The sequence below is a fragment of the Weissella thailandensis genome (assembly GCF_005405465.1).
Classification (GTDB): domain Bacteria; phylum Bacillota; class Bacilli; order Lactobacillales; family Lactobacillaceae; genus Weissella; species Weissella thailandensis.
Map to the genome: position 1 here is coordinate 1 of NZ_BJEC01000012.1, position 26,663 is coordinate 26,663.

Annotated in this window: 30 protein-coding genes; 29 read left to right on the forward strand and 1 reads right to left on the reverse strand. The window is 39.2% G+C overall.

Translation table 11 applies throughout. The annotated features are described in order from the left end of the window. The first annotated feature begins 102 nt into the window (after window positions 1-102). The 12 genes from FFM62_RS06345 (at window position 103) to FFM62_RS06400 (ending at window position 10,720) form a co-directional block, all read left to right on the forward strand. The gene (locus tag FFM62_RS06345) at window positions 103-942 is read left to right on the forward strand and encodes a phage tail domain-containing protein (RefSeq protein WP_115470927.1); all 840 of its coding nucleotides are present in this window, start codon (window positions 103-105) and stop codon (window positions 940-942) included. After that, on the forward strand, window positions 942-2,048 hold the full coding sequence (locus FFM62_RS06350) for a phage tail protein (protein WP_115470926.1): 1,107 nt from the start codon (window positions 942-944) through the stop codon (window positions 2,046-2,048). The genes FFM62_RS06345 and FFM62_RS06350 overlap by 1 nt, the downstream gene beginning before the upstream one ends. Window positions 2,049-2,050: 2 nt before the next feature. Next, on the forward strand, window positions 2,051-2,476 hold the full coding sequence (locus tag FFM62_RS06355) for a hypothetical protein (protein ID WP_115470925.1): 426 nt from the start codon (window positions 2,051-2,053) through the stop codon (window positions 2,474-2,476). Then, window positions 2,469-2,678, forward strand: coding sequence for a hypothetical protein (locus tag FFM62_RS06360; RefSeq protein WP_115470924.1), 210 nt, complete (start codon window positions 2,469-2,471; stop codon window positions 2,676-2,678). Before FFM62_RS06355 ends, FFM62_RS06360 begins: the two co-directional genes overlap by 8 nt. A gap of 2 nt (window positions 2,679-2,680) precedes the next feature. Continuing rightward, window positions 2,681-3,961 carry a BppU family phage baseplate upper protein gene (locus FFM62_RS06365; RefSeq protein ID WP_115470923.1) on the forward strand — a complete coding sequence of 427 codons (1,281 nt, stop codon included), beginning with the start codon at window positions 2,681-2,683 and terminating at the stop codon, window positions 3,959-3,961. 11 nt (window positions 3,962-3,972) lie between these two features. After that, the gene (locus tag FFM62_RS06370; RefSeq protein ID WP_115470922.1) at window positions 3,973-4,263 is read left to right on the forward strand and encodes a hypothetical protein; all 291 of its coding nucleotides are present in this window, start codon (window positions 3,973-3,975) and stop codon (window positions 4,261-4,263) included. An 11-nt stretch (window positions 4,264-4,274) separates the two neighbouring features. Continuing rightward, window positions 4,275-6,251: an SGNH/GDSL hydrolase family protein gene (locus FFM62_RS06375; protein WP_115470921.1), complete on the forward strand. Its 1,977-nt coding sequence runs from the start codon at window positions 4,275-4,277 to the stop codon at window positions 6,249-6,251. 14 nt (window positions 6,252-6,265) lie between these two features. After that, window positions 6,266-6,664 carry a hypothetical protein gene (locus FFM62_RS06380; RefSeq protein WP_115470920.1) on the forward strand — a complete coding sequence of 133 codons (399 nt, stop codon included), beginning with the start codon at window positions 6,266-6,268 and terminating at the stop codon, window positions 6,662-6,664. Next, window positions 6,665-6,931, forward strand: coding sequence for a hypothetical protein (locus FFM62_RS06385; protein WP_115470919.1), 267 nt, complete (start codon window positions 6,665-6,667; stop codon window positions 6,929-6,931). Then, window positions 6,921-7,244: a phage holin, LLH family gene (locus FFM62_RS06390; protein WP_115470918.1), complete on the forward strand. Its 324-nt coding sequence runs from the start codon at window positions 6,921-6,923 to the stop codon at window positions 7,242-7,244. The genes FFM62_RS06385 and FFM62_RS06390 overlap by 11 nt, the downstream gene beginning before the upstream one ends. Next, entirely contained in the window at window positions 7,237-8,157 is a 921-nt protein-coding gene (locus FFM62_RS06395) for a lytic exoenzyme target recognition domain-containing protein (RefSeq protein WP_115470917.1), read from the forward strand. Before FFM62_RS06390 ends, FFM62_RS06395 begins: the two co-directional genes overlap by 8 nt. A gap of 1,207 nt (window positions 8,158-9,364) precedes the next feature. Then, entirely contained in the window at window positions 9,365-10,720 is a 1,356-nt protein-coding gene (locus tag FFM62_RS06400; RefSeq protein WP_115470916.1) for a Na+/H+ antiporter NhaC family protein, read from the forward strand. On the opposite strand, the gene FFM62_RS06405 is transcribed toward FFM62_RS06400, so the two are convergent. Next, window positions 10,701-11,093 (reverse strand): ribonuclease HI family protein, encoded by a 393-nt coding sequence (locus tag FFM62_RS06405; RefSeq protein WP_115470915.1) that lies wholly within the window; start codon window positions 11,091-11,093, stop codon window positions 10,701-10,703. The genes FFM62_RS06400 and FFM62_RS06405 overlap by 20 nt on opposite strands. A 96-nt stretch (window positions 11,094-11,189) precedes the next feature. Between FFM62_RS06405 and FFM62_RS06410 the strand changes: the two genes are divergently transcribed. The 17 genes from FFM62_RS06410 to accB all read left to right on the forward strand — a co-directional run bounded on the left by FFM62_RS06410 (window position 11,190) and on the right by accB (window position 26,660). Next, window positions 11,190-11,570 carry an EbsA family protein gene (locus tag FFM62_RS06410; RefSeq protein WP_115470914.1) on the forward strand — a complete coding sequence of 127 codons (381 nt, stop codon included), beginning with the start codon at window positions 11,190-11,192 and terminating at the stop codon, window positions 11,568-11,570. Further along, a complete protein-coding gene (locus tag FFM62_RS06415; protein ID WP_115470913.1) occupies window positions 11,563-12,477 on the forward strand; it encodes an RluA family pseudouridine synthase in 915 nt (304 codons plus the stop codon). Before FFM62_RS06410 ends, FFM62_RS06415 begins: the two co-directional genes overlap by 8 nt. 191 nt (window positions 12,478-12,668) lie before the next feature. Next, entirely contained in the window at window positions 12,669-13,181 is a 513-nt protein-coding gene (gene pyrR / locus FFM62_RS06420) for a bifunctional pyr operon transcriptional regulator/uracil phosphoribosyltransferase PyrR (RefSeq protein WP_115470912.1), read from the forward strand. Between the two features lie 61 nt (window positions 13,182-13,242). Then, the gene (locus FFM62_RS06425) at window positions 13,243-14,328 is read left to right on the forward strand and encodes a carbamoyl phosphate synthase small subunit (protein ID WP_115470911.1); all 1,086 of its coding nucleotides are present in this window, start codon (window positions 13,243-13,245) and stop codon (window positions 14,326-14,328) included. After that, the gene (locus tag FFM62_RS06430) at window positions 14,325-16,793 is read left to right on the forward strand and encodes an ATP-binding protein (RefSeq protein ID WP_115470910.1); all 2,469 of its coding nucleotides are present in this window, start codon (window positions 14,325-14,327) and stop codon (window positions 16,791-16,793) included. The genes FFM62_RS06425 and FFM62_RS06430 overlap by 4 nt, the downstream gene beginning before the upstream one ends. 70 nt (window positions 16,794-16,863) lie before the next feature. Continuing rightward, window positions 16,864-17,928 carry a peptidylprolyl isomerase gene (locus FFM62_RS06435; RefSeq protein WP_115470909.1) on the forward strand — a complete coding sequence of 355 codons (1,065 nt, stop codon included), beginning with the start codon at window positions 16,864-16,866 and terminating at the stop codon, window positions 17,926-17,928. Between the two features lie 151 nt (window positions 17,929-18,079). Beyond that, entirely contained in the window at window positions 18,080-19,381 is a 1,302-nt protein-coding gene (purB, locus tag FFM62_RS06440) for an adenylosuccinate lyase (protein ID WP_115470908.1), read from the forward strand. A gap of 159 nt (window positions 19,382-19,540) precedes the next feature. After that, the gene (locus FFM62_RS06445) at window positions 19,541-19,786 is read left to right on the forward strand and encodes a CsbD family protein (RefSeq protein ID WP_115470907.1); all 246 of its coding nucleotides are present in this window, start codon (window positions 19,541-19,543) and stop codon (window positions 19,784-19,786) included. 234 nt (window positions 19,787-20,020) lie between these two features. Further along, window positions 20,021-20,482 (forward strand): 3-hydroxyacyl-ACP dehydratase FabZ, encoded by a 462-nt coding sequence (gene fabZ, locus FFM62_RS06450; protein ID WP_115470906.1) that lies wholly within the window; start codon window positions 20,021-20,023, stop codon window positions 20,480-20,482. 2 nt (window positions 20,483-20,484) lie between these two features. Further along, a complete protein-coding gene (locus FFM62_RS06455; RefSeq protein WP_075269308.1) occupies window positions 20,485-20,943 on the forward strand; it encodes a MarR family winged helix-turn-helix transcriptional regulator in 459 nt (152 codons plus the stop codon). Between the two features lie 11 nt (window positions 20,944-20,954). Continuing rightward, a complete protein-coding gene (locus tag FFM62_RS06460) occupies window positions 20,955-21,926 on the forward strand; it encodes a beta-ketoacyl-ACP synthase III (RefSeq protein ID WP_115470905.1) in 972 nt (323 codons plus the stop codon). A gap of 49 nt (window positions 21,927-21,975) precedes the next feature. Continuing rightward, window positions 21,976-22,215, forward strand: a complete 240-nt coding sequence (locus tag FFM62_RS06465; RefSeq protein ID WP_075269310.1) for an acyl carrier protein — start codon at window positions 21,976-21,978, stop codon at window positions 22,213-22,215. A gap of 30 nt (window positions 22,216-22,245) precedes the next feature. Next, a complete protein-coding gene (locus FFM62_RS06470; protein ID WP_115470904.1) occupies window positions 22,246-23,193 on the forward strand; it encodes a DUF561 domain-containing protein in 948 nt (315 codons plus the stop codon). Between the two features lie 16 nt (window positions 23,194-23,209). Continuing rightward, entirely contained in the window at window positions 23,210-24,139 is a 930-nt protein-coding gene (locus tag FFM62_RS06475) for an ACP S-malonyltransferase (protein WP_115470903.1), read from the forward strand. Between the two features lie 11 nt (window positions 24,140-24,150). Continuing rightward, window positions 24,151-24,873 (forward strand): 3-oxoacyl-ACP reductase family protein, encoded by a 723-nt coding sequence (locus FFM62_RS06480; RefSeq protein ID WP_115470902.1) that lies wholly within the window; start codon window positions 24,151-24,153, stop codon window positions 24,871-24,873. Between the two features lie 87 nt (window positions 24,874-24,960). After that, window positions 24,961-26,196, forward strand: coding sequence for a beta-ketoacyl-ACP synthase II (gene fabF / locus FFM62_RS06485; protein WP_115470901.1), 1,236 nt, complete (start codon window positions 24,961-24,963; stop codon window positions 26,194-26,196). Continuing rightward, window positions 26,196-26,660 carry an acetyl-CoA carboxylase biotin carboxyl carrier protein gene (accB, locus tag FFM62_RS06490; protein ID WP_115470900.1) on the forward strand — a complete coding sequence of 155 codons (465 nt, stop codon included), beginning with the start codon at window positions 26,196-26,198 and terminating at the stop codon, window positions 26,658-26,660. Before fabF ends, accB begins: the two co-directional genes overlap by 1 nt. Window positions 26,661-26,663: the final 3 nt, after the last annotated feature.

Sequence of the window (26,663 nt, forward strand, 5' to 3'; positions counted from 1 at the left end):
TGCAATTAGACAGTGGCGAAGTTGCTCGAGCTACTTATCCTAAGATTAAAATGTTACAAAATCAAGATATTCAATTGAAAGGTCAAATCACAGGTAATACGTATGTCTATTAAATTTGAAAAAGATATTCTTATTCAAAGGCGAGATGGTACCATCTATGACTTAGGTGCTGAAGGTATACGAGTGATTAGCTTTGACCCACCAGCGCCTAGTTATCAGCATACTTATTCGCAAATTGGCGATTTTGGAGCTGACTTAACAGCAACACAAGTCTCACAGACATCAATACCATTAGTATTTGATGTGTACGCTCGTGACAATTATGATTATGAATTGCAAAGGCTCAAGGTGCTAAAGATTTTTAGTAGCGTTGAGCCTTTTTATGTAATTAATTCTCGAACACCTTTCATGCGTTGGAAAGTCGTTGCCGATGGTTTTGCATACCCACGCTTAGGTAATTATTGGAAAGCTAAGAATGTGTCGGTCAATTTAGTGTGTTATGAAGGTTATGCTGAAAGCACAGCAACAACATTAAATCCGTTTACTTTTAAGGATGGTTCTTATGGTATAGGAATGACGATTCCTTTTGAAACGCCACAATATACATTTACGAATCAACCTAAATTTAAGTTCTATAACGCTTCAGTGATTCCGCTATTGGCCAATGAACGACCAGTAACAATCAATTTCAAAGGTAATGCACCTAAAGGATTAACAATTACTAATCGTACAACTAAACAATCATTCACTTATAAAAAGAGTTTGACTGCGAGTGACGAATTTAAATTAATTGGGTTAGTACCCATAGTTAATGGTATTCAACGCTTAGGTAATGATTATTCAACTAGGAGCTTTGTTGATTTTGCTTCTGGTTACAATGACATTGAAGTTACAGGCAGTTCTGACTTTAAAATTTCATTTGAAACGAGGTTTTATTATTAATGGCTAATGTTATTTATATGTATACGACCTTACTAGATGAAGTACCTGCAACGGTGTCTAATTTATCAATCACTGAATCGTTAAACGAATTTAGTACATTATCATTTAATCTGGAAGGTGATGTTAAAAACAAAATTGCAACACAAGCAATGTTGCCACAAACAAGGGTATTAGTCCCGGAAACGGGTCAATGGTTTCGTTTGACCAGTGTTAACCCTACTTCTGCGGGTAAAGTAAGAAACTATTCCGTTTCGGCAGTTCATATTGCCACCGATCTACATGATAAATACGTTGAAAATAAGTTGATGAACACACAAAGTTTGGACCAATGCATGCAACATATTACTAAAGGGACAAATTTCAAGTATGTCATTCATGATAAGTTTTCAAACTATGCATTTAGTGATGGATTTGGTGCTGATTATGCTGATTCATTGTTTATGAGTACATTAAAAGATGATTTTGGCTTCGAATTTTATTTTGATAATTGGACAATTCACATTTATAAGAAGCTTGGTCAACTAGATCAGTTTGTTTTTGTAGATGGTTACAATGCTAGTAAGATTTCGTGGACTGAAGATTACAGCAATATTCGCACTAAAATCAAAGGACTAGGTAAGCAAAATGATGATGGTTCATACGTGGCAACTGCTGAATATACTAGCCAGAACGCCAGCATTTGGGGCGTTAAGCAGGCGGCAACTGTACAAGACGACCGTTTTACTGACAAAACAGCATTACTTAATTACATTAAGTCACAATTACAAGATTATCCTATTGTTCAATATTCAATGGAACGAGCCGAGTTTGAACATCACGCAAAATTAGCTGACATCAATAATGTAAAGATAGGTAATTCTGGACTAATTAAAGATCGTTTAGGTGTTGATGTAGACGTTCGAATTATTGGTATTACATCACATCCACAAGAGTCCAAACAGTCCGACAGTGTGACTTTTGGCAATAAATTGTTTGACTATGCTACCAATTATGCAAAACGTCAGAAAGTCCGCAATAGCAATGAATCAATGAACAAATCAGTTAAACAATTAGAGCAAAATGTCACATCTATGATGAACGATGGTGCCTGGTATGTATGGAGTTAAATATGATTGATTGGAATAACAAGAGGCCTGCTTTAGAAGGGAAAGTTAGCGCATTAGGAATTGGCAAAGCAATTTATGCTGCTCCTGATGGTGATAAAAATAATGCCCGTTTGCTGTTAGCGGCAGACGGGTTTCATTTTAGACAGGCAGATTTTTCAGACTTTGAATTTAATAATATTGTGATTGCTTCCAACGCAGGAAGGAAATACAGCATTTCATTTGATGAAAATGGCCAATTGCTTATTAATGGATTGCCTTATGTTACTCCCACTAATCAGAGTGATGAAACAATTGCAGGTAATAAAGAATTTACGAACAAAGCCAAAATGTCAGGCGGTCTACAACTAGTTTCATCGAATGGGACAGTTTTTAGTATTGATGTGGACGACGATGGTTTATTACATGCAGAGGAGGTAAAAAATGATTGAATTAGATTTATCCAACTCACTAGATCAGAAGCTACGTAATCAACTTATTGATAATTTTAAAGAATTAGATAAAGCGCATATCAACATTAATGGATATGAATTCAATTCAACTGCTGATCGAATCGATTATATCGAATCGGTTCTTAAACAGTTAGGAATGCCAATTGACCCTAAAGAAGAAAAAGAAATGTATGGAGGATAAAAATGGCAACACAAGGTAAATATGCTGTGGTTGATACAACATTATCAATTACTGATGCCACAGTGATAAAAGAATTAAACGGTCGTCAAGGTGATAATGGTCGAGTCGTTTACTTTGCATTGAAGGATGGACGATTGCCCCATAATTTAAATGGTCAAGATGTGCAACTATCTGTAAAAGATGCTGCAGGGAAGGTAAAAGTTCTGTCGGGTATTTATGACCTGATTTCTGCAACAGCTGGTCTGTTTTCAATGCTGATTCCAGCCGAATTTTATCAAGCTGCAGGAGACGTCGAAGAAGCTTATTTGGCAGTATTTGACGATAAAAATACGACGATTTCATCAATCCCGATTAGTTTCACAGTATTTCCAAATGGTATTATTTTGTCGGCAAACGCTTCAAAAGATTATATCAATACTGTCAATAAAATCACGGCTGATTTTAATCAACAAATTAAACAGTTGAATAATAACGTTAGCGCAACCCGCTCAGCATATAAGTCATTAGATGATGCGTTGAAAACATATACTAAATTAGTGAATGACAATTACGTGGCTCAACTAAATAAAAAAAATGAATTCACTAAGGATGTAAAAATTGATGCAAATCTAAACGTTACCGGAGCGATTGATGGTCAAATTGCAAGAAGCACATTGCCTTATAAACGCAATGTTGCAATTGATTTGAATAAGCTGCCCGACACTTCAGAAGTCGGAACATATTCAGCGTTTTACTTTTCAACGCCAACTTCAGTCAAACATACGCCCGAAAGTTTATCAGCCGGCCTAGTTGAAACGTTTATTTTGCATAATGTAACGATTTTGCAGCGCTTTACACAAGTTTCGAAAACAGCTAATCAAGTTTGGCATCGGGTAATTACGAATTGGAATGACGGTAGTACACCTAAATATTTTCCCTGGACTTCTGAACGAGATGTTCATGTTAAATCGATTAAGGCTTTTGGGGGTAATCTAACTTTCGTACGTTCTGGTAACACGGTTAGTGTATCGGCAGATATTGAGAAAACTAATTTTAGATTTCCAGATTTTCGTGCTGTCTATTCTGCTGGCAAGATTCCAGCTGGCTATCGACCAGCTATTGATTATCCTGGTATTGTAATGGAAACGCCGACTTGGCTAAAGGGTGGTAATCGAAATAGAGGGGCTTTGGAGTTTGGTTCTTCTGGGTTTATTGGTGCACGTTCTGCTTTTGTTAAAGATGACATTAAAAGCTGGGTAACTATATCTGGTAGTTACGTTACTAACGATTCAATGCCTGAATAAAGGAGGAAACAATGAATAACGAAAATACATGGTGGTATATGTTTGATCCCAGTACTTATGCTTACACAGGGATGATATTGGCTGATGTACAACCAGAAAATACAACAGATGTTGCTCCAGGTGATGTTGCAAATCCTGTTTGGGACCCAACTTTAAAGACCTGGAATGATGAAGATGTTAATGATAAATTAGATGATTTAAATTCTGACAATGAAAATATCCCTCTGAATATTCAGATTGCTAACCTTTCCAGTGAACTGGAGACAATCAAACAAGATGTTGCAGAGTTAAAAAATAAATAAGGAGATGTTACATGAAAACAGTTAAAGTTGTTGGCGATTCCATAAATAAAAAAGCAGACACATCTGAAGTGTTTAATTTTCAATTGTGGAATGATGGCATTCTGCAAGATTTATCAAATAAAAAAGTATTTGCCACTGTCGCTGATGATAGTGGCTTTTTAATTGAAGTACCAGCACTAACTAACGGCCTTGAAACCTACTTAGACTTTTCAGATAATCTTTTGCGCCAACTACCAGCAGGGCAATATCAAATTGAATTTAGTGTGATAGATGGGTCGAGCGATACTGAAATATACCCTACATCGGGTAGTGTATCAATTGATGTTTCAAAGAACTTGAAAAATTATGATGGCACGTTAGTGCCAGAGGTGACGCTTGCTAGCGTTTTAGAAACAGTGAATGAGCGAATTGATTATCTTGCTAAACACATTAAGCGTGGCGAAAAAGGAGAGAAAGGCGACCCAGGTAAAAACGTAATAACCCCTGAACCTGTGACTAATTCTGGTGATATGACAGATCGAGGAAAAATTTACGTTTATAGTGGTGATGAAATCGACTACCAAAAAGGTAGTTGGTATTATTTTGATGGTAAAAATTGGGTAGCTGGTGGTGTTTATCAGTCAACTGGATTAGCGCCTAATTCAATTGACCGTTCAGTCATTACACCAGATTCTTTTAAGGATAAAGTTAGTTACCAAGGGCGATGGGATACAGGATATATTGCTAGTTCAACTAATGCTAATGAGACTGCAGGGGACATTATCGGTACTGCTGGACAAAGTGAATACAAGCATTCCGACTTCATTCCATTGAATAAAGGTGATTTGTTAATTGCTAACTGCCAAGTAAATGACGGTGTGGCTGGTTTGGCAGTCTTTGATAAGAATAAAAACTTTGTAAAAAATATTCAAGAAGATTATAGCGAATTTGGTGATTTGGCTTATATAGCAACTGATGAATTTGAACTTGTCATTATCAGTGATGCAGGAGTTCGTGTGTCATCTCCGACAATCCAAATTATTCGTAGTTATGCTGATGACTATAGCAAGGTGATGGAAGTTTCAAATGAACAAAAATACGGTTATTTTATTAAACCTGACACTTTTGCTCCGTCCGTATCTTCGACATATGCAACTTCTAAAATGATTGCCATTCGACCTGATGATGCCATTGTTTTAGAGTTATTTGGGTCTGACGGAACGTCCATAATCACAGAGTATGACCAAACAGGAAAACCTGTAAAATCACTACAAGTAGGCGAGAAGACAAATAAGTATTATGTGGTTAGAGGAAAAGATAATATCAGATTCATTCGATTTACTAATGACTTTAGTAAGCTAACTCCAGTTGCATTAATGGGGTCTAACAATAGTGCAACCAAATTTGGAATGCTGGGTGATAGCTACGTTCGTGGTAATAAAACAGATGGTACGCTAACAGCCTATAATATCGCAGCCATCAAGCTTGGTTTTAGTTATTATAACTACGGAAAAAATGGAAACACCATTGCCAGCTATGATGGCTATGACGATAATCACATCCCAATGGTTGTTCGTTACACTGATATGGATGACAATTTGGATATTGTTGGTGTTGAGGGTGGACGTAATGACTACGGTCACAACATCCCAATTGGTGAAGACACTGATAAGGACGTGACAACATTTAAAGGCGCTTTGAATGTGTTATGTGAAGGCCTAATTAAGAAATATCTTGGCAAAAAGTTATTTGGTGTGCCCTGTTGGGCAGTCAATACCCCAGTTAACAAGGTAGGGGCAACACAACTTGATTACTTGAACGCTTTCGTACACGTTGTTCATGATATTTGGGGTATTGAAGTCCTGGATTCACGCTCAGTGGGCGTTTACATGAATAGTCCTGAGTTTTTGGCTAAGTATACCGAAGATGGTAACAGTATCAGCCATCTGAATGCAGAAGGACATGCTATGTTTGCCAATAAAGTAAAAGCTTTCTTGAATAACGTTTAGGAGGTGTGACTAAATTGTTACGACACATAGTTAAGAATAGATTTTGGATCATCACTGGTCTTGAATTGATAACCGTTGCGTTCATGTTCAGCATCAGATTTTTAGTCTTAAACGTTCATACACCAGCTTCATTCAGTATTGTAGCAACACCAGCGTTTCAGTTTGTAACAGTAGCCGTCAGTGTGGCAATGATTATTCAATCTATCTGGGACATTTCATTCCACTTCATTCGTGAAATTACACGTCTGTTGGCAGTTGGTGTTACCTGCATGATGATGGTGGCATTCTGGTTAAGTGATTTAAGCACACTGCACGTAACGCTAGTACCACTGGGGCTGATGTACTTGTTGATACGAATGTTGCTAGACTTAGCAACTGACAACACACTGTTCAAAAATGGAAAGGGGCAATAAATGAATCAAGCGACATGGACAGCCCTATTAAGTGTTGTTGGAACGGCTGTTGCTGGGTTGCTAGGTATTTGGAAACTGAATGTCGGCAAGACAGTTACGGCGGATAAAGATTTTTTACAGATGTATAACGAGTTGTTGGAATCTAACCGTACGTTAATTAAGCAAAACGCTGAACTTACTGCAGAACTAAAGGAAGCCCACTCATCTATCCAAGGGCTTACTAAACGCATTAAAGAATTGGAGGACAAGATGCCTCATGAATACTAAAAACATTGTGGACATTGTATTGTTCCTATATAACACAGGACTATTAACGGCACTAGCTTACGCTGGTAGCCGTTTTTTAGTTGCCCACACAAAGAATAAAAACTTGCTCATGCTCAATGAGTGGGCAATGCAAGCCGTGCAATATGCAGAGACACACTTGCATAGCTCAACCGATAAGAAAAAGGCGGCAATGTCATTTCTAACTGAACGCTTAAATGCTAACAAGCTGGGCGTGAAGTTTGATGAGAAGCAACTAGACACGGTTATTGCATTAGCCGTGCGACAATTGAAAGGTGATAAAGATAATGGTTAATGTGATTAAGAATATTGTTGTACCGGGTAAACCTGCGGTTGCAGCTGGACTAGCAGTGCCACCATTTACACAAATACATTTACACTCAACTGGTAATCCTAACGCTACCAACGCCAACTCAATTTCATATTTGTCACGTACTTACAATAACGCTTATTACACGCATATCGTTGGAGAAGGACAGGCTATTCAGGTTGCTGCTACGAACGGTGGTGGGTATGATCTTGGTGGAAGTTGGAACTGGTACGGATATGCCTCAATCGAGTTCAACGAACACGTAGGTAGTCAAGCAGAGTTCAACCGTGACTACAAGATTTATATTGAGTTAGCACGTCAATTAGCACGTGAAGCTGGCATTAAGGACTTCACATTAGACACTGCCAGCTCAACTGGTATCAAAACTCACAACTATGCTTCACGTACAGGACATGGTTCTGACCACGTTGACCCATTGCCCTTCTTGCAAAAGTGGGGCATTTCTTATGCGCAATTAAAGCATGATATTAAGTATGGTGTTGGTGGCGCAGTTACCACATCACCATCTAAGCCAGCTAAGTCTAATCACAAAGTAGATCAAGTGCTAAACGTTGGTGAATACTTCAAGGCTAAGCCCGCTTACCGTGTAGACGATATGAAATACATCAACGGTATTTGGCAAGTTTATAGCAATGAACTAGGCGGTGGTTCAAATAAGAACTGGACGCTTAATGGTTTAGGTGTTGAATCAGTCGACAAGGTTGATAGTAAGGGGAAGAAAACTTCTAACCAAACTCTCAACAAGGGCGATTACTTCCGCCTACATTCAGACCGCATCAAGGTAGTAGATAATGATGCAGCATCAAACGGTGTTGCTCTATCAACTCGTTACGGTAACGTCTGGGTAGATGCTAAGACATTGACAGAAGTTAAATAATTTTTGGATTTGTCAGATAATTGTCAGAAGTTTATACTGAAGGCACACTTGATGGTTTCTCCTTATTAACTTCTAGTGACACTAAACTTATCTATCAAGTTAAATTAAGCCCTACTGGTATCTAAATGGTACTGGTAGGGCTTTTTTTGTGTTTATATAGTTAAATTCTCGCCACCTATTTATATGCATTACACTTTAAAAATAAGCATTTAGACGAGTTATTTTCTTTGTAAAATCATCATAAAAAGGTATAAAATAGTGATGATTCGGTAGTCCTCCTTTTGATATCCTGATAATAAAGACAAAATCTAAAGTAATGGCTATCGAATTAATTAGTCCCACTAACGCCTTAATTGGTTTTGGTAGGACTTTTTTTTATGTGTTATAATTTGTCCGTAGGGCATGATATCTATGGAAGCTATTCTCCAACTGCTCTACATTAGTTATGTGTTGGTCGAGTCACATGACTATAAAAACCATGTCTTTCTATATCTATCTCAGTAAAAAAAATTACATGGTTCAGCCCACTGGTCATTGTGACTGGTGGGCTTTTTTGTGTTTTTATATAGGTAGAGTTCTAAATGTATTGTCCACCTTCTATCCACCTTTTGGCTTTATATATACTGATGTAATAAGGCTTTTGGAGTTCAACAAGAAATATGGTCTTGCTTAATCACAAGTCCTTACAAAAGCCGTTGCATAGCGCTAATTGCCTATGCGGCGGTTTTTTTGTGTGATTTTTGGCATACCATTGAGTGGGGAAAGAACGACGTCTACCTTTTATCCATCCAACAAATCAAGTGCTTTTTGTAATTACCTTGTGATACATTGCCAAAACTCAAGTTGACAAAAAAATCATTGATGCGTACAATAACGGGTATCAGTAGGAGACTTCATTGTATGTCAGAGAAGCTACGGGAGCTGTGAGTAGCGCAGGTGGAGTAACTGAACTATTTTTAAACATTGAAATAAACGAAAGAGAGTTGATTCGTGGTAATCAACTAATTTTTGGGTGGTACCGCGGAGAAATTTCGTCCCAGTAAATAGGTTTTATGCCTGTTTACTGGGATTTTTTTATGTAGATAGGAGAAAAACAATGGGGTATTAAGGCATACAAGTCATGCAGGTGGGCTTACTCGTTATCGACTTAATTAGAAATAGCGCATTAATGGCAAAAATTATTTCATAAAATAGAGGAGAACAGGTAATGAATAAGCCGATGACATTTAAACAGAGTATTTTATTATTATTAGGATTAGTTTTTATTTTTAGTGGTAGTATCCTCGGATTGGGGTTATCACCCAATGTGCCACTTGTGATTAGTATTATTACAGTCATGATATTTGCCAGAATTCGTCGAACATCTTGGGAAATAATTCAAGAACAATTGTTAAAAGGGATTGAAAAAGCCTTGGCACCGTTGTTTTTATTTTTATTGATTGGTATGTTGATTGGTTTATGGATGGCAACTAATACAATTCCATCGTTATTATGGGTGGGATTAAAAATAGCCAATGTACAATGGTTTTTACCGAGCGCATTACTGATTATGGCCCTTATGGGTACAATGATTGGATCTGCTTTTACAACGATAGCGACGGTAGGGGTTGCATTGATGGGCGTGGGTACAGCGATTGGATTTGATCCAGGTATCGTAGCTGGTGCTGTACTATCTGGTGCGATTTTTGGGGATAAAAGTTCCCCATTGTCCGATTCGACAAATCTAGCATCATCAATCGCTGGGACTGACTTATTTGCACATATTAAGAATATGATGTGGACCACGATACCAGCATTATTAGGCTCGCTATTGATTTTTATTGTTTTCAATCAACACCAAATTATTAAAGGTAGCATGAACGATTTGCAAAAGTTAGCTGATTTGTTAACTCCTAACTGGTGGTCAGTATTACCAATCATATTGTTATTTATTATGGCATGGCGTCATGTACCAGCCATTCCAACGTTATTGGTAAATATTACTGTAACGGGGATTATGTTTATGCTAAATCACACACCACAACAGTTGGCAGATGTTATTATGAATGGTTCAAAAACAACTATCAAAAATGACTTGTTAGCCGCATTGTTGAACCGCGGGGGAATGCTTTCGATGATGCCAACGGTTATTATTATTATGTTGGCACTTGCATTAGGTGGTCTATTAACCGAACAAGGTGTTTTAAAGGCAGTTATGACACCATTAGTCAAACGCATTAAAACAAAGGCAGGTATGATTACCGGTACGTTGGTGACGGGTATTTCGGCTAACTTTCTAATTGGTGAACAATACTTAGCGACGATTTTACCTGGACAACTTTGGCGTGATACTTATGTTCGATTAAAAGTGAGTCGATTGACTTTAGGACGGACGTTGGAAGATTCAGGGACGGTTATTAATTACTTAGTCCCCTGGGGTGTCGCTGGTAGTTTTGCTGCACAAACGTTAGGTGTGTCTGTGACTGCCTTTGCACCATTTACTTTTTTTGCACTACTATCACCTGTTTGTTCGCTAGTCAGTGCATGGACTGGGATTGGACAGCTTAATCCTGATGATGAATAGCTTGCCAAGCTAATTGATGGGCCCCACGGTTTTGTTTTTCTGGTATCCAGGTGCTAATGATTAAATGATAGCGATCATAATAATGTAGTAATTGTGCTAATTGGGTACTAAAGTGCTTCGCATAGCGTTTATGAATACTGTCGATAACAATTCTAGAGTCGGCATAGTACATGATGGTATCGGTATCACTACTAAGCGTTGCTAACACTTGGAAGGCCCAAATAGCAGCTGCAAATTCTGCTTCATGATTTGACATATTTCCCAGGTAGTGATGCCGTTGAATTTGTTGTCCATCATATAAGATGACTAGACCGGCACCACTATTACCAGGGTTTCCTTGGCTAGCAGCATCTGAATAAATTTTGATTAACATGACAAGTACCTCCAATTTCATTATACTAGATGATAGAAACATTCTCAGATGGTTTACAAACAACATGCTTATTAGTAAATCAGAAAGGACATAAGAATGAAGGGATATTACCAACCAGCAGGCCTACTTGGCTGGGTCAACTGGCTGTGGATTCTAATGATCGCCATGTTTGGCCTCGTCATGCTATTAGAGGTTACGTACCTTAACGTTTGGACAATTGGTGCTGTGGTAGTTTTCATTATTGTTGCACTATTAACTTATTTTAGAAGAAGAGTCGCATTGGCTACAGATGCACTTTGGATTTTACCAACGTTTGGCGTTCATACAGATAAATTTCGTTTTTCTGAAATGTCACATGTGCAGTTTACGAAAAGGACTGTTTTGTTCAGTTATGATGGTGAATATTATAATTTCTGGATGAACCGGCGCTTTTTAAACAGCTTAAGAAAAGAAATTGAAGGAAAAACAAATGACTGAGGAATCACTGACAATCACAGACCAGAAGGGACGCTTGGATAAAGTTGTCGCTGATGCATTTACTGAATACACACGAACACAAGTATCAAAGTGGATCGATGAAGGTGTTTTAAAGGTCAATAAGGAAAATAAGAAACCTAATTATAAAGTACGTCCTGATGATGTCATATCATTTGTTGTGCCAGAACCAGTTGCTTTGGATCTTAAGCCAGAGAATTTACCGCTGGATATTGTCTATGAGGATGACGACTTATTAGTGGTCAACAAGCCACAGGGGATGGTCGTTCATCCTGCTGCTGGTCATCCGAATGGTACGTTAGTTAATGCTTTAATGTACCATACTGAACTGTCATCGATTAATGGTGTCGTTCGCCCAGGGATTGTGCACCGTATTGATAAAGATACGTCAGGCTTACTGATGGTTGCCAAAAATGATCAAGCACATGAGGCCTTGTCATCAGATTTAAAAAACAAGAAAAATTTGCGCCAATATTATGCTTTGGTGCATGGTGAGTTTTCTGAGAATAAAGGTACGATTAAAGCACCGTTGGGACGGTCAAAGATCAATCGTAAGAAACAAGCTGTTATTGCGGGTGGTCGCGATGCCGTTACTCATTTTGAAGTTGTTAAACGATATGTAGGTTATACCTTATTACGGGTAACCTTAGAAACTGGTCGTACACATCAAATTCGTGTACACATGGCCTATATTGGTCATCCAGTAGCCGGCGACCCATTATACGGACCAAAGAAAACGTTGGCGGGCAATGGACAATTTTTGCATGCGGCTACCTTGGGCTTAACGCAACCAACAACAAAAGAAGCATTAACATTTGAGGCACCTTTACCACAGTATTTTGTGGACGCAATGGCAGAATTAGAACCTTATGCAGAAGAAAATAACTGATAGTGCGCAAACCGTGCTGAACATGATAAAATAGCTTTAGATAAACTGAATGAATGTAACTTTCTTAAAGTAATCCCGTGAGTTTACTAGGAGGTAACGTAATGAATAAGACCGAATGAGACGTTATCCTTTTTAGAAGTGATGGTGTCTCTTTTTATTAGTTGGAATCAATGAGAGAAAAGGAATAGATTATGGCAAAAGAAATTGTTGATGCAATGGCGATGCAACGAGCACTCACAAGAATTACATATGAGATTATCGAAAAGAATAAAGGGGTGACAAATCTCGCTATTGTCGGGATAAAGACACGTGGCGTCTTTATTGGTCAACGAATTGCTGATCGCTTGCAACAATTAGAAGGAGCATCAATTCCTGTTATACCACTTGATATTACACATTATCGTGATGATGATTCTGAACGTGCTGGTGAAAAATCATCTTTTAATGTAGATATCGATAACAAGCGAATTATTTTAGTAGATGATGTGCTATTTACTGGTCGGACGATTCGGGCAGCCTTAGATGCCATTATGGACAACGGCCGACCTGCAGCTGTTAACCTAGCAGTCTTGGTGGATCGAGGTCATCGTGAGTTACCAATCCGTGCTGATTTTGTTGGTAAAAATATTCCAACAGCAACTTCTGAAAAGATTCGCGTTAACATGAAAGAATTTGACGGCCAGGACGGTATTGAAATCCGTTAGTTTTTCAACGGTTAGACGGGAAGGAGGGATCGTTTAGCATTTGCCAAACGAGAACTACGTCATGACAACACGTTATTTAATTTTACAAGATGGTACGGTATACGAAGGTGAAGCTTTTGGGGCACCAGCAACAACTTTTGGTGAACTAGTTTTCAATACAGCGATGACTGGCTATCAAGAAATTATCACGAATCCAATTTACTACAATCAAATTATCATGTTTACGACACCAACAATTGGTGCGGCCGGTATCAATCATTATGCAGATGAAGCCATTGTCCCGGCAGTCAAAGGGGTGGTCGTACGTGAAATTGCGGAAATTTCAACTAATCGTATCCGAGCACTTAGCTTAAATGATTATTTGAAAAGACATAATATTCCCGGTATCTCACAAATTGATACACGAGCATTAACAAGGCATTTACGTGAAACTGGGATTCAAAAGGCATCAATTGTTGATCAACCAGATGACCATGCTTTTGATCAATTGCGAGCAATGGTATTGACTAACCAACAAATTGCGCAGATTTCGACGCCGAAAGCTTATGCTAATCCAGGACGTGGCGCAAATGTTGTTGTGCTAGATTTTGGCCTTAAGAGTGGTATTTTACGAATGCTAAGCGACTTCGATGCGAATGTGACCGTATTGCCTTTTTCAGCGACATTTGATGAAGTGGCCAATCTTGATCCAGATGGTCTGGTCATTTCATCTGGACCGGGTGATCCGGCACAAGTTCCTGAAACAGCGCTGGATCTTATTCGTGAATTTGAGACACGCGTGCCATTGTTTGGTATTGGTTTGGGGCATGAATTGTTTGCGATAGCCAATGGGGCTAAAGTTAGTGAATTGACTTCAGCTCATCACGGTATGAATCATCCAATTCGTGAGCAAATCACGAAAGATATCATGTTTGCAACCCAAGGACAGGCATACTATGTTGATGCAAAATCGATTAAAGATACGCCTTTGTTTGTAACCCACATCGATATTACTGATAACCAAATTCAAGGCTTACGCCATCGAGATTACCCAGCATTTAGTGTACAATTTTTTCCAGACGCAGCTCCTGGGCCATTAGAAGAAACACAGGCATTTGCTGAGTTCATGGAAATGGTGATGGCCCGTCGAGGAGGTGGAACGATATGACAGAACGAGTATTAATTATTGGTGGTTCCGCTAACGATTTTGGCCGAGAAACTGAGGGTGATGTTGCAGCTTATCAGGTTGTTCATGTACTGAAACAATATGGTCATGAAGTGGTCGTGGTTGATGACAACCCGTACTCCTTTACTAGCGCACGTCATGATATCCAAGTCATTGAACAAACATTAACAGTTGAAAATCTGGTTCAAATTATTAATGATGAGCATATCACAGCGATGGTTGCGTCGGTAGGTGGGTCAACAGCCACACGATTGGGTGCTGATATCCTGAAACTTATGGGCAACGGTGCACCAACGGTTTTGGGGCTATCATTACCGGTCATGCAAGCCACCCAAAACACAAAATACCTACACGAGCGTTTGCAACAACTAAATATTCCAACAGTCCAGTCACGACTTGCTAGTAATGTGGGTGAGGTTTTTGATGCAACCAGAGATTTTGAGTTACCAGTTGTCATTAGACCAGTTGCGCCAATGGGCCAAACATTGCGATTACAGGTTAAAGATACAGATGATTTAGAGGAAGCGGCAGAAACCGCACTTGCTCGTTCAATTACACATCAGGTAAATATTGACAAGAGTATTCGTGGGTACCAAGAAATTTCTATGTTGGTTATTCGTGATAAGAGTAATTCGACCATTTTAATTGGTGGTGTCGAGGATATGGATCCGGTTGGGATTCATTCAGCAGATTCAATTGCGATAACCCCAATTCAAACCTTGCCAGACCCGGTGTATCAGAAATTACGTGCTGCAGCATTCAAGGTTATTAGAGGCTTTGATGTCGTGGGACTATTAGAAGTCCGTTTTGCAGTGGACCCTAAAAATAATGAATATGTCATTACCCGTGTGACGCCTTACTTTGATCGAACAGCAGCCTTGTTGGTGGCTGCGACAGGTTATCCACTGGTTCCGGTGGTGGTGCGGTTAATGTTAGGTGAAAATATCGAAGATGTTCAGACACCGGTTATTGGTGCTAATCACACAGCATTATTAGAGCCAACGATGGACCACATTGTGATTCGTTTCCCAATTTTTTCATTTGGAGATTTTGAATCAAATGGTGTTAAAACAGAGCACCGGTTAAATACAGTTCAAAAGTCAGTCGGAGCTACTATGGGAGTTGGTCGTAGTGTTGAAGAAGCCTTAGAGAAAGCTATTCGTGCGGCACACTTTAATAATCGTAATTTTTCACCAACTGTGATGAATGCGATAACTGATAATGAAATTATTGAGCAGTTGATTTACCCGCGTGATAATCGAATCTTTGTATTAATGGAAGCATTGCGTCGTGGTTATACGGCTGATGAATTAGCAGAAATGACGAAAATAAATGCTTTTTATTTCTATAAATTGTCTCAAATCAATAAATTAGAAGAAACCGTTAAGAACAATGCTTGGCAAACAGATGTTTTGAAATTAGCAAAGTACTATGGTCTTTCAGATGGATTAATTGCTCGCTTATGGCATGCCAAGTTTGAAGAGATACGTCGTTATCGTTGGGATAATGGTATTTTGCCAACTTTTAAGGCGTTTGAACCCTCTGCTGGTGAATTCGAAGAAGCAGCTAATCAATATTATTCTACTTTTGAGTCAGAAAATGAGAGTAATCGTTTAGGACGGCACTCTGTATTAGTCATTGGTTCTGGTGGGTTCCGTTTAGGGGATGGGGCAGCTGCATCTTATGTGATGGCGATGGTTGTCAAAGAACTACAAAACCAAAATATCAGTACGATTCTGATGAATAATAATCCGACAGACTTGATGTTTATGTCAGAGTTAGGTAGCAAAAAATATTATGAGCCGTTAGAAATTTCTGACGTTATGAACGTCATTGAAATCGAACAACCTGTGCAAGTATTTGTACCAGGTAATCGTATTAAACTAATAAAGAGTTTGCGGGAAAATGGTGTTAACGTCCAGGTAATTGCTAAGGAAAAATACCTGCCAAGTAGTATGAAAGATGACTTACCATATACAGTAATCAACTACTTTTATGATGGACAAACTATCTATCTAATTGGCTTGGGTTATCAAAGCAACCAAGGAATTATTTTAGACCAAACTATGATGTCAGAGGAATTGTGGGAACGACTACCAAGGCCACGAATGAGCTCTGAAACACCAGGGCTTTATCAATTGATTATTAATCAATTACCAAGTTATGATGAAAACCCGGCAATGATCGTGCGACCAATGCCGTTTACAGTGGTGGCTTTCTTAGACAAGGTCACGGGAATAGATTGGTTACGTTTAGTTATTCGTTATATGTTAAATCGTCAAACCTATTCCGAACAACAGTTTTTGGCGCAACTAAGTTCATTAAATTGGCGTGTACCAAAGGCGCAACTCGAGTATTGGGATGCAGATTTTGCGGAACATATGGAAATTAATGAAGAATTGGACAATGGTCGTTATGCGATTGGCGCAACTTACCGTATAATTTAAGTAACAGTTGTGTTTATATGATAAACTAGACAAGTTGAATTAAAAAATTTCTAGAAAGAAGGCACTACCGATGTGGAAAAAAGTATTAGGCGTGCTCGTCGTAATTGCGGTGGGTGTTGGGCTGGCTGCTTGGGGAATTGGCCCAAAGTCGCTCGTAACGACCGATGCAGGTAATGTTTCACAAGCTGAATATTACAAAAAGTTAAAAAGCTCTCCTGAAGGGCAAGAAGAATTGGCCAATATGATCATTCAAAAGGTTTTGGATGATAAATATGGAGATAAGGTTTCAAAGAAATCGATTGAATCACAATACGATGATGCCAAGTCACAATATGGTTCTCAATTCTCACAAGCTTTGTCACAAAACGGCATGACTGAGGATAGTTTCCGTGATTCATTGCGCCTACAAGCTTTAGAAAAGCAAGCAGTGATTGCAGATAAGCATTATTCAAATAAGCAACTACGTCAGGCTTACAAAGAATATCAACCAAAGGTTAATGTATCAGTTATTTTGACTTCATCAGAAGATGATGCCAAAAAGGTTATTTCTGAACTTGACAAGGGTGGTGACTTTGCTAAGTTAGCCAAAGAAAAGTCAACTGATACTAATACCAAGAAAAATGGTGGTAAGATGACTGGCTTTGATTCAACTGACACGAATCTTGAAGATGATTTCAAGACAGCTGCTTTCAAGTTGAAGAAGGGTGAATACACGAAGACACCAGTTAAGTCAACTTCATCACAAGGTTACTTTGTTATTAAGATGAATTCAAAGAGTGACAAGAAGTCATTCAATGCTTTGAAGTCAAAGATGAAGAATATCTTGGTTGAAAAGACGATGTCAGATACGTCTGAGGTTCAAGCAATTGTTGGTGAAGAATTGGGTAAGGCAAATGTAAACATTAAGGATTCAACATTACAAAATGTTTTGTCTACTTACACGCAAGCCGCCGCAACAGCTAAGACATCAAAGAATGGTTCATCTGCTGACAGCTCAAGTTCTTCATCAGAAGCTTCTTCAAGTTCTGAATTAAGTTCATCAGCTTCATCAGAGAGTTCAAGTTCTGACTCAAGCTCTAGTTCAGATTCAAGTTCTAGTTCTAGTTCTAGTTCTAGTTCAGACGATAATAAGTAATAGATTTTAAATGAATCAGGCTAGCACATTTTTGTTCTAGTCTGTTTTTTTATTGGATAAATTGCTGAAAGAAATTCGGATTTAAGTTACAATGGTTGTTGAATGTAATAATTTGTTCGGTTTTTCGAAAAGAAATAAGAGGTAAAAAAGGATGCTTGATCGTTACACACGCCCGGAAATGGGACGTATTTGGTCGCTTAACAATCAATACCAATCGTGGTTAGATGTTGAAATAGCTGCTACGGCAGGATGGGTTTCAGTTGGTCATGTGCCAGCAGAGGACTTAGCTGCCATTCGTGCTAATGCAAAGTTTGATGCTGATCGCATTGCAGAAATTGAACAGTCAACGCGTCATGATGTGGTTGCTTTTACCAGAAATGTTTCTGAATCATTGGGCGAAGAGCGTAAGTGGATCCATTATGGATTAACTTCAACGGATGTTGTTGATACGGCGCAAGCGTTGAGATTACGACAAGCTAACCAGGTTATCAAGGATGATTTAAAGGCATTAAAAGAAACGTTAGCTGAATTAGCATTAAAGTATAAAGACACGGTTATGATGGGACGTACACATGGTGTGCAGGCTGAACCAACAACATTTGGTTTAAAGATGGCGCGATTCTATCAAGCAGCCGTGCGTAACATTGAACGTTTTGATAAAGTTGCTGCGGCCATTGAAACAGGTAAGCTTTCAGGGGCTGTCGGAACTTTTGCCAATATCCCACTACAAGTTGAAGAAGTGGCTATGAAAGAACTAGGACTAACACCACAACCAATTGGTTCACAGGTATTACCACGTGATTTACATGCAGACTACATGACAACGATTGCGGTTATTGGTGCTAATTTGGAAGAGTTAGCAACGGAAATTCGTGGTTTACAACGTTCAGAAATTCATGAAGTCGAAGAAGGATTCCGTGGTGGGCAAAAAGGTTCATCAGCAATGCCACATAAACGTAATCCAATTGGTTCTGAGAATGTTGTCGGTTTGTCACGTGTCTTACGTGGTTATGCGGTAACCGCACTAGAAAATGTGACCTTATGGCACGAACGCGATATTTCGCATTCTAGTGCAGAACGGATTGTGCTTGTTGATGGTACAACGGTCTTGGACTATATGTTGCATCGTTTGACAAATATTTTACGTAATCTACAAGTATTCCCAGACACGATGAAACAAAACATGGGTCGCACATATGGCTTGATTTATTCACAACGCTTGCTATTGAAATTGGTAGATGCTGGTTTATCACGTGAAGCCGCTTATGATACGGTGCAGCCATTAACGGCCGAATCTTGGGATAATCAGCGACAATTCCGTGAGTTGGTAGATGCTGATGAGACGATTAAAGCTAATTTGACACCTGCACAGATCGATGACGCCTTTGATTATCATTGGCACCTTAAGCATGTAGATGATATCTATAAGCGATTAGGGCTATTAGAAAAGTAAAATTGAATAATTTCTAAAATTGGCAAATATATTATGGTGGATGTAATTACTTTAAAAATAGTTATATTTGCCATTTATTTTTTATTTAATAGATATTATTTGCACTGTCTATAAATACCAGTTATCATAGAGAAAATATAGAAACGGGGGATTATATTTATGGCAGTAGAAGATGATGTAAAAGGAAAAGTAGACCAAGCTTCAGGTAAGGCAAAAGAAGTTGCGGGTGTTGTTTCTGATGATGAAAAGTTGGAGGCTGAAGGAAAGGCACAAGGCGTAGCTGGTAAGGCACGTGGTGCTTTCGGTGATGCTAAAGACAAAGCAGAAGAAGTAGCTAAGGACGTGAAAGACAAGACAGAAGATGCAGTTGATAATCTGAAGTCAAAGTTTGATAAGGAGAAGTAGCAGATAAGATAAAAGGCTTTCGTCTTTTATCCAGGTTATTTCTCATAATGGCGATCAGAACATTTATTAATGTTCTGATCGCTTTTTATTTTGAATATAATCACGATAATTTTAATAAAATATTAGATAAATTCGACGAATGTGTATAATAAGTTGACATTTTAGACAAAAAGCAATAACATTTGAATATCGAATATTTCGATGTTCGAAATAAATTTTGGAAGGAGCACAACTGTGGCAGTTCTATCTACGACAGAGATTATGGATTTAATTCCAAATCGTTATCCTATCTTGTACATGGATTATGTTGATGAGATGACTCCAGGAGAATCATTAGTTGCAACGAAAAACGTCACGATTAATGAACAATTTTTCCAAGGACATTTCCCAGGTAATCCAGTGATGCCGGGAGTGCTAATTATTGAATCATTAGCGCAAGCAGCTTCGATTTTAATTTTATCGTCACCACAATTTGTTGGTAAAACAGCTTATATGACTGGCATCGATAACGCGAAGTTTAAGAGAATGGTTAAGCCAGGCGATACAGTGAAGTTACATGTTGAATTTGGTAACTTACGTGAAAATATGGGAACAGTGCAGGTTAAAGCAGTAGTTGATGGTAAGTTGGCTACTAGCGCTGAACTAATGTTTGTCGTTTCACCTGAAGATAAGTCAGCTAGTGACACGGAGAAATAAGTATGACCGCACATGAAGAAGATTCTTTTGAAAAAATGAATGAGTCCTTAGTAGATGTCTTCAATAATGTGATGTGGATCGAAGAAGCGTCACTGCGTAAGTCACGTTTTAAGGATATTTCTATTAAGGATATGCATACGATTGCGGCAATCACGATGTATGACACACGGACCGCTTCGCAATTATCGCAAACGATGCATCTAACGCCTAGTGCAATGACTAGTGTGATTGATAAGCTTGAAAAAAAGGGCTATGTGGTTCGTACTCGTGATAGCAAAGATCGACGTGTTGTTCGAATTGGATTGACACATAAAGGACGTACTGTTTTTCGTGCTCATGAGGCCTTTCATCGTGGCATGGCCCATTCATTGTTTGATTCATTAGAGGAAGGTGAAGCACCCGTGGTTGAAAAAGCCGTTGGTGATTTACAAGATTATCTTCATGAGCTAATACAGTTTTAATTGAGGACATTATGGAACGATTTACAATTGTTGAGTCCGCTCACGTGGTACCTGAACGTATTGTTACAAACGATGAATTGGCAACGTTTATGGATACGTCAGACGAATGGATTCATTCACGAACAGGTATTCACCAACGGCATATTGTGTCAAATGAAAATACTAGTGATTTAGCAACTGCTGTTGCTGATAAGCTTTTGGCACAAGCTAACTTATCAGCAGATCAACTAGATTTTATTGTTGTTGGGACAATGTCACCAGACCACTTAACACCAAGTGTCGCCCAACAAGTGCAAGGTCGAATTGGTGCAACGAATGCTTTTGCATTTGATTTGTCAGCGGCTTGTTCGGGCTTTGTGTACACACTTAGTATGGCTAGTAAGTTATTAGCAACTAATTATCAACGTGGGTTGGTCATTGGTGCTGAAGTGCTAAGTAAGCTAGTAGATTGGGAAGATCGTTCGACAGCCGTTCTTTTTGGTGATGGTGCTTCAGGCGTTTTGTTACAGCAGGTTTCAACAGAGACTGGTTTATTAGCGGAGTCGCTAAAAACATATGGTAATCAATCGGAGTTCTTGACAGCGGGTCGTCAGCAAAATATGAATCATTTTGCTGGTAACATTGTGACAGCAGATCCTTACTTTCATATGAACGGACGTGAAGTTTATAATTTTGCAACCCGCCAAGTACCGGTTGTTTTATCTCAGGCATTGGAGAAAGCACAATTAACGGCAAATGACATTGATGTGTATGTACTACATCAAGCAAATGCCCGAATTATTGCCAGCATTGCAAAAAGGTTTGGTCAACCGATTGAGAAATTCCCAATAAATGTGACCGACTATGGTAATACCAGTGCAGCAAGCATTGGTATATTGCTTGATGAACTACGAAAAAATGGTGCGGTTCATCAAGGTCAAAAGATTGCTTTAGCTGGTTTTGGTGGTGGCCTGACTGCAGGTGCCCTAATTATCCAGTTATAATTTATAAAAATTAATTTACTATTTAATAAACGAAAAAGAGGAAAATAACATGACTGAAACAGAAATTTTTAACAAAGTAAGCGAAATCTTGGTTGACCAATTCGATTTGGAAGATGATGAAATTAAATTAACTACTAACTTAAGCGAAGATATTGATGCAGATTCACTTGATTTGTTCGAAGTTTTGAACCGTGTTGAAGATGAATTTGATATTAAGTTGGCTGTTGCTGAAGAAATTCAAACGGTACAAGATTTGGTTAACAAGGTAGCAGAACAAGTAAACGCCTAAGTAGTCGACGTAGTTAGAAGGGACGATATTATGAGCTTTGAGCTAAATAATCCACTTTTTGAAAAGTTGGGCATGAAGTATCCGATTATCCAAGGCGGTATGGCTTGGGCTGGAACAGGTCATTTGGCTGGATCGGTTTCAGAGGCTGGTGGATTAGGTATTATCGGAACTGGGTATTGGAAGGCTGACAAAGTACGTGAAGAAATTCATCATGCGCGTGAAGTAACGGATAAACCTTTTGGGGTTAACGTGATGCTATTGTCACGTCATATTCGTGAAGTATTTGATGTTGTCATTGAGGAGGGTGTGAAAGTCGTTGCTACTGGTGCCGGCGATCCATCACCTTTTATTGATGAATTACACAGTCATGGTATCTTGGTCATTCCTGTTGTTCCATCCGTTGGCCTTGCCAAGATGATGGAAAAGAAGGGGGTCGATGCCGTTGTTGCCGAAGGTATGGAATCCGGTGGTCACATTGGTAGTTTGACGACGATGACGCTGATACCTCAAGTTGTCGATGCTGTTGATATTCCAGTTATTGCTGCTGGTGGAATCGGGGATGGACGTGGCGTTGCAGCTGCTTTCATGCTTGGTGCATCCGGTGTGCAAATGGGAACTCGTTTCTTAGCATCTGAAGAGTCAGAGGTTCATGAGAACTTTAAGAACGCAGTTGTGAAAGCTAAGGATATTGATACATTAGTAACTGGTGAAATTATGGGAAACCGTGCTCGTGTGCTAAAGACAAAGATGTCAAAGAACTTTGTTAAGCAAGAACGAGTTGAAATTCAAAAGCCCAAGCCAGATGCTGATGCTATCGAGGACTTGGAAAACGGTTCACTACGGCGGGCAGTAATTGATGGTGATAAAACTACTGGTGCCTTCATGGCTGGACAAGTTTCTGGATTGATTAAAGAACTAAAGCCAGTATCACAAATTTTGTCAGAGACCTGGTCTCAGGCAGAGAATCTTTTGAAGTAACAATATTGGAGGACATATGAAACTTGGCATTTTAATGAGCGGACAAGGGGCTCAAAAAGTTGGCATGGGTGCTGATTTATACGAGCAAGTCCCTGCTTATAAAGAAACCATTGATGAAGCTAGTCGTGTACTAGGTTATGACATCATGTCAACGATTGTTAATGATGAAGAGAACGTTAAGCAGACAAAGTATACCCAACCAGCAATTCTAGCGATGAGTACAGGTATCTACCGAGCACTGGCTGATGTTATGCCAAAGCCACAAGCAACTCTTGGCTTGAGCTTAGGTGAGTATAGTGCTTTGGTAGCAGCTGATGTATTAACTTTTGATCAGGCAATGCGGATTATCAAAGACCGTGGCGCTTATATGCAACAAGCTGGTGAAAATAATCGAGGTAAGATGGTTGCCGTTATGACAGACGATCAAGATTTGGTCATTGCAACGATTAAAAAGTTACAAGCAGCTGGTAAACGTGTTTATCCAGCAAATTATAATACATTTAATCAACTAGTTATTGGTGGTGTTGAGGCAGATGTGGATGCTGCGGTAGCAGCATTGACAGATGCAGGCATTGAACGAATGGTTGCGTTGCCGGTTTCAGGACCGTTCCACACACCATTGATGCAATCAGCAGCTGATCAATTGACAACGCGTATTGCAGATGAAACTTTTGCACCGATGACATTTGATGTTTATTCAAATACGACTGGTGAGAAGTTTTCAGATGTTAAAGCGACATTATTAGATCAGATTGTTTCACCAACTTACTTTGCGCAAGCATTGCAAGCAATGGTCGATGATGGTGTTGATACATTAATTGAATTTGGACCAAGTGATACGCTTTATAAATTTGCTCGTAAAATCGTTGGTAAAGATATCAAGCGTTATAAGGTCACTAATTTCAAGACGTATCAAGAAGTTCGGAACATGCTAGCAGCAGAATAGGAGACGAAGTAATGAATCTCGAAGGGAAAACAGTCTTAGTTACAGGGTCAACTCGTGGTATTGGTTTGGCCATTGCCCAAGCTTTTGATAAAGCTGGCGCACGTGTCATTTTGCACGGCCGTTCAGCACCCAAAGCAGAGGTATTAGCTAAATTTAGTGAAGATACAATGGCGATTACAGCAGATATTGCCGATGATGCGAGTGTTAAAACAGCATTAGATGGATTATTCGCTGAAATTAAAGGGATTGACATTCTAGTTAACAATGCTGGAATTGTGAATGACAAACTCACAATGGGAATGAAGTCAGCAGATTTTTCACAGGTTGTAAATACTAACTTAAATGGGACATTCAATGTCACACAACCTGTGTTCAAGAAGATGTTGCGTGCCCGTACTGGACAGATTATTAACATGGCTTCTGTTGTTGGTTTGATGGGAAATGTTGGTCAGGCCAATTACGCTGCTTCCAAGGCAGGTATCGTTGGATTAACCAAGACGCTTGCTAAGGAAGGTGCAATGCGTGGTATTCGTGTGAACGCGATTGCACCAGGCATGATCGTCTCAGATATGACGAATGCCTTATCAGATAAAGTGAAAAATCAAGTACTGGAAGCAGTACCGTTAAAACGTTTTGGTGAAGCAACTGAAATTGCAAATACAGCTGTTTTCTTGGCTCAAAACGATTACATTACCGGCCAAACAATTACGGTCGATGGTGGGTTATATATTTAAGCAACGCGTACGTGCGCTTTTGCACTTATTTATTTTTATTGACTTTTTTCGTACGTATAGAATTGCTGAAACATAAAGGAGAACAAGATGACACGAGTTGTTATTACAGGTTTAGGTGCTGTTACACCCGTTGGAAATAGTACTGAAGATTTTTGGAATGGTATTTTTAACGGTGAAGTTGGTATTGCACCAATCACAAAATTTGATGCAACAGAAACAGGTGTGACTGTTGCCGGTGAAGTTAAGGACTTTGATCCTTCTGCACGCGTTGGTAAGCGTGAATCACGTAAGATGGATCTATTTTCACAATATGCTGTTCACGCTGCTGGTGAAGCACTTGAACAAGCTGATTTGGCTGACGGCGTTGATAATCCAGACCGTTTTGGTGTCATTATGGGAACTGGTATCGGTGGTTTAACAACTATCGAGCAACAAGTTATTAAGATGCATGATAAAGGCCCAAAGCGTGTGAGCCCAATGTTCGTACCTAATGCTATTCCAAATATGGTTTCTGGTAACGTTTCAATGCGTTATGGTGCCAAGGGAATTAACTACACGGTTTCTACGGCATGTGCTAGTGCCACAAATGCGATTGGTGAGGCATTCTGGCGTATCCAATCTGGCAAGATGGATGTCATGATTACTGGTGGGGCAGAAGCTTCAGTTAATGAAATGGGAATTTCTGGATTCGCAGCTTTAACAGCTTTGTCAACTGAACCAGACCCATCAAAGGCTTCAACACCATTTGATGTTAACCGTCATGGATTTGTGTTAGGAGAAGGTTCAGGTGTATTGATTCTTGAATCATTGGAGCACGCCCAAGCACGTGGTGCTAATATTATTGCTGAAATTGTTGGTTACGGTTCAAATGCTGATGCTTATCACTTAACGAGTCCAACTCCTGATGGTTCAGGACCTGCTGGCTCAGTTAAATTAGCCTTGGATGATGCTGGTATTCAACCAGAAGACATTGATTATGTGAATGCCCACGGAACAGCTACTGGTGCAAATGATGCCGCTGAATCAAAGGCGATGGAAGCTGTCTTTGGAAAGAATGGTGTTTTGGTTTCTTCAACTAAGGGAATGACCGGTCATCTATTAGGTGCCGCTGGTGCGATTGAAGCCATTGCAGCTATTGGTGCACTTGTCCGTGAAGAATTGCCAGTTAATGTTGGTCTAACTGAACAAGATCCTGAAACTGCTGGTGTGACGCTAGTTAATGAGGATAATAAGCATGTTGCACCAAATTATGTGCTATCAGCAAATTATGGTTTTGGTGGTCATAATGCAGTGGTTATTTTTAAGAAATGGAGTGGAAAGTAATGGGTTTGCAATTAGACGAAATTCGAACGTTGATGCAAGATTTAGAAAAAAGCTCATTGCGTGAATTTTCATTACAATCAGAAGATTTTAGCTTACATTTAAGTAAGAACGAAATGACACAACCAGTTGTCACAACGCCTGCACAGCCTGAAATGGCTACCCAAGCGTCGACATCTGACAAGAAAACGGCTGAAGGAACTGCTGACATGGGCGCTGATAATACCGTCTTAGTTGAAGCACCTTTGGTTGGAACAGTTTACTTGAAGCCAAAGCCTGATGCTGCGCCTTTTAAAGAGGTTGGTGATCATGTGCAAGTTGGTGAGCAAGTTGCGATTATTGAAGCAATGAAATTAATGACTCCTGTTAAAAGTGAAGTGACAGGTGTGATTAAGGAAATCTTGGTTGAAGAAGAAGATGTTGTTGATTACGGACATGCTTTGTTCCGTGTCCAACCGGATGCCTAGGAG

Bases quoted from the DNA above. Each gene is read 5' to 3' on its own strand.
- FFM62_RS06345 (WP_115470927.1), top strand. From the start codon at position 103: ATGTCTATTAAATTTGAAAAAGATATTCTTATTCAAAGGCGAGATGGT.
- FFM62_RS06350 (WP_115470926.1), top strand. From the start codon at position 942: ATGGCTAATGTTATTTATATGTATACGACCTTACTAGATGAAGTACCT.
- FFM62_RS06355 (WP_115470925.1), top strand. From the start codon at position 2,051: ATGATTGATTGGAATAACAAGAGGCCTGCTTTAGAAGGGAAAGTTAGC.
- FFM62_RS06360 (WP_115470924.1), top strand. From the start codon at position 2,469: ATGATTGAATTAGATTTATCCAACTCACTAGATCAGAAGCTACGTAAT.
- FFM62_RS06365 (WP_115470923.1), top strand. From the start codon at position 2,681: ATGGCAACACAAGGTAAATATGCTGTGGTTGATACAACATTATCAATT.
- FFM62_RS06370 (WP_115470922.1), top strand. From the start codon at position 3,973: ATGAATAACGAAAATACATGGTGGTATATGTTTGATCCCAGTACTTAT.
- FFM62_RS06375 (WP_115470921.1), top strand. From the start codon at position 4,275: ATGAAAACAGTTAAAGTTGTTGGCGATTCCATAAATAAAAAAGCAGAC.
- FFM62_RS06385 (WP_115470919.1), top strand. From the start codon at position 6,665: ATGAATCAAGCGACATGGACAGCCCTATTAAGTGTTGTTGGAACGGCT.
- FFM62_RS06390 (WP_115470918.1), top strand. From the start codon at position 6,921: ATGAATACTAAAAACATTGTGGACATTGTATTGTTCCTATATAACACA.
- FFM62_RS06395 (WP_115470917.1), top strand. From the start codon at position 7,237: ATGGTTAATGTGATTAAGAATATTGTTGTACCGGGTAAACCTGCGGTT.
- FFM62_RS06400 (WP_115470916.1), top strand. From the start codon at position 9,365: ATGAATAAGCCGATGACATTTAAACAGAGTATTTTATTATTATTAGGA.
- FFM62_RS06405 (WP_115470915.1), bottom strand. From the start codon at position 11,093: ATGTTAATCAAAATTTATTCAGATGCTGCTAGCCAAGGAAACCCTGGT.
- FFM62_RS06410 (WP_115470914.1), top strand. From the start codon at position 11,190: ATGAAGGGATATTACCAACCAGCAGGCCTACTTGGCTGGGTCAACTGG.
- FFM62_RS06415 (WP_115470913.1), top strand. From the start codon at position 11,563: ATGACTGAGGAATCACTGACAATCACAGACCAGAAGGGACGCTTGGAT.
- pyrR (WP_115470912.1), top strand. From the start codon at position 12,669: ATGGCAAAAGAAATTGTTGATGCAATGGCGATGCAACGAGCACTCACA.
- FFM62_RS06425 (WP_115470911.1), top strand. From the start codon at position 13,243: ATGACAACACGTTATTTAATTTTACAAGATGGTACGGTATACGAAGGT.
- FFM62_RS06430 (WP_115470910.1), top strand. From the start codon at position 14,325: ATGACAGAACGAGTATTAATTATTGGTGGTTCCGCTAACGATTTTGGC.
- FFM62_RS06435 (WP_115470909.1), top strand. From the start codon at position 16,864: ATGTGGAAAAAAGTATTAGGCGTGCTCGTCGTAATTGCGGTGGGTGTT.
- purB (WP_115470908.1), top strand. From the start codon at position 18,080: ATGCTTGATCGTTACACACGCCCGGAAATGGGACGTATTTGGTCGCTT.
- FFM62_RS06445 (WP_115470907.1), top strand. From the start codon at position 19,541: ATGGCAGTAGAAGATGATGTAAAAGGAAAAGTAGACCAAGCTTCAGGT.
- FFM62_RS06455 (WP_075269308.1), top strand. From the start codon at position 20,485: ATGACCGCACATGAAGAAGATTCTTTTGAAAAAATGAATGAGTCCTTA.
- FFM62_RS06460 (WP_115470905.1), top strand. From the start codon at position 20,955: ATGGAACGATTTACAATTGTTGAGTCCGCTCACGTGGTACCTGAACGT.
- FFM62_RS06465 (WP_075269310.1), top strand. From the start codon at position 21,976: ATGACTGAAACAGAAATTTTTAACAAAGTAAGCGAAATCTTGGTTGAC.
- FFM62_RS06470 (WP_115470904.1), top strand. From the start codon at position 22,246: ATGAGCTTTGAGCTAAATAATCCACTTTTTGAAAAGTTGGGCATGAAG.
- FFM62_RS06475 (WP_115470903.1), top strand. From the start codon at position 23,210: ATGAAACTTGGCATTTTAATGAGCGGACAAGGGGCTCAAAAAGTTGGC.
- FFM62_RS06480 (WP_115470902.1), top strand. From the start codon at position 24,151: ATGAATCTCGAAGGGAAAACAGTCTTAGTTACAGGGTCAACTCGTGGT.
- fabF (WP_115470901.1), top strand. From the start codon at position 24,961: ATGACACGAGTTGTTATTACAGGTTTAGGTGCTGTTACACCCGTTGGA.
- accB (WP_115470900.1), top strand. From the start codon at position 26,196: ATGGGTTTGCAATTAGACGAAATTCGAACGTTGATGCAAGATTTAGAA.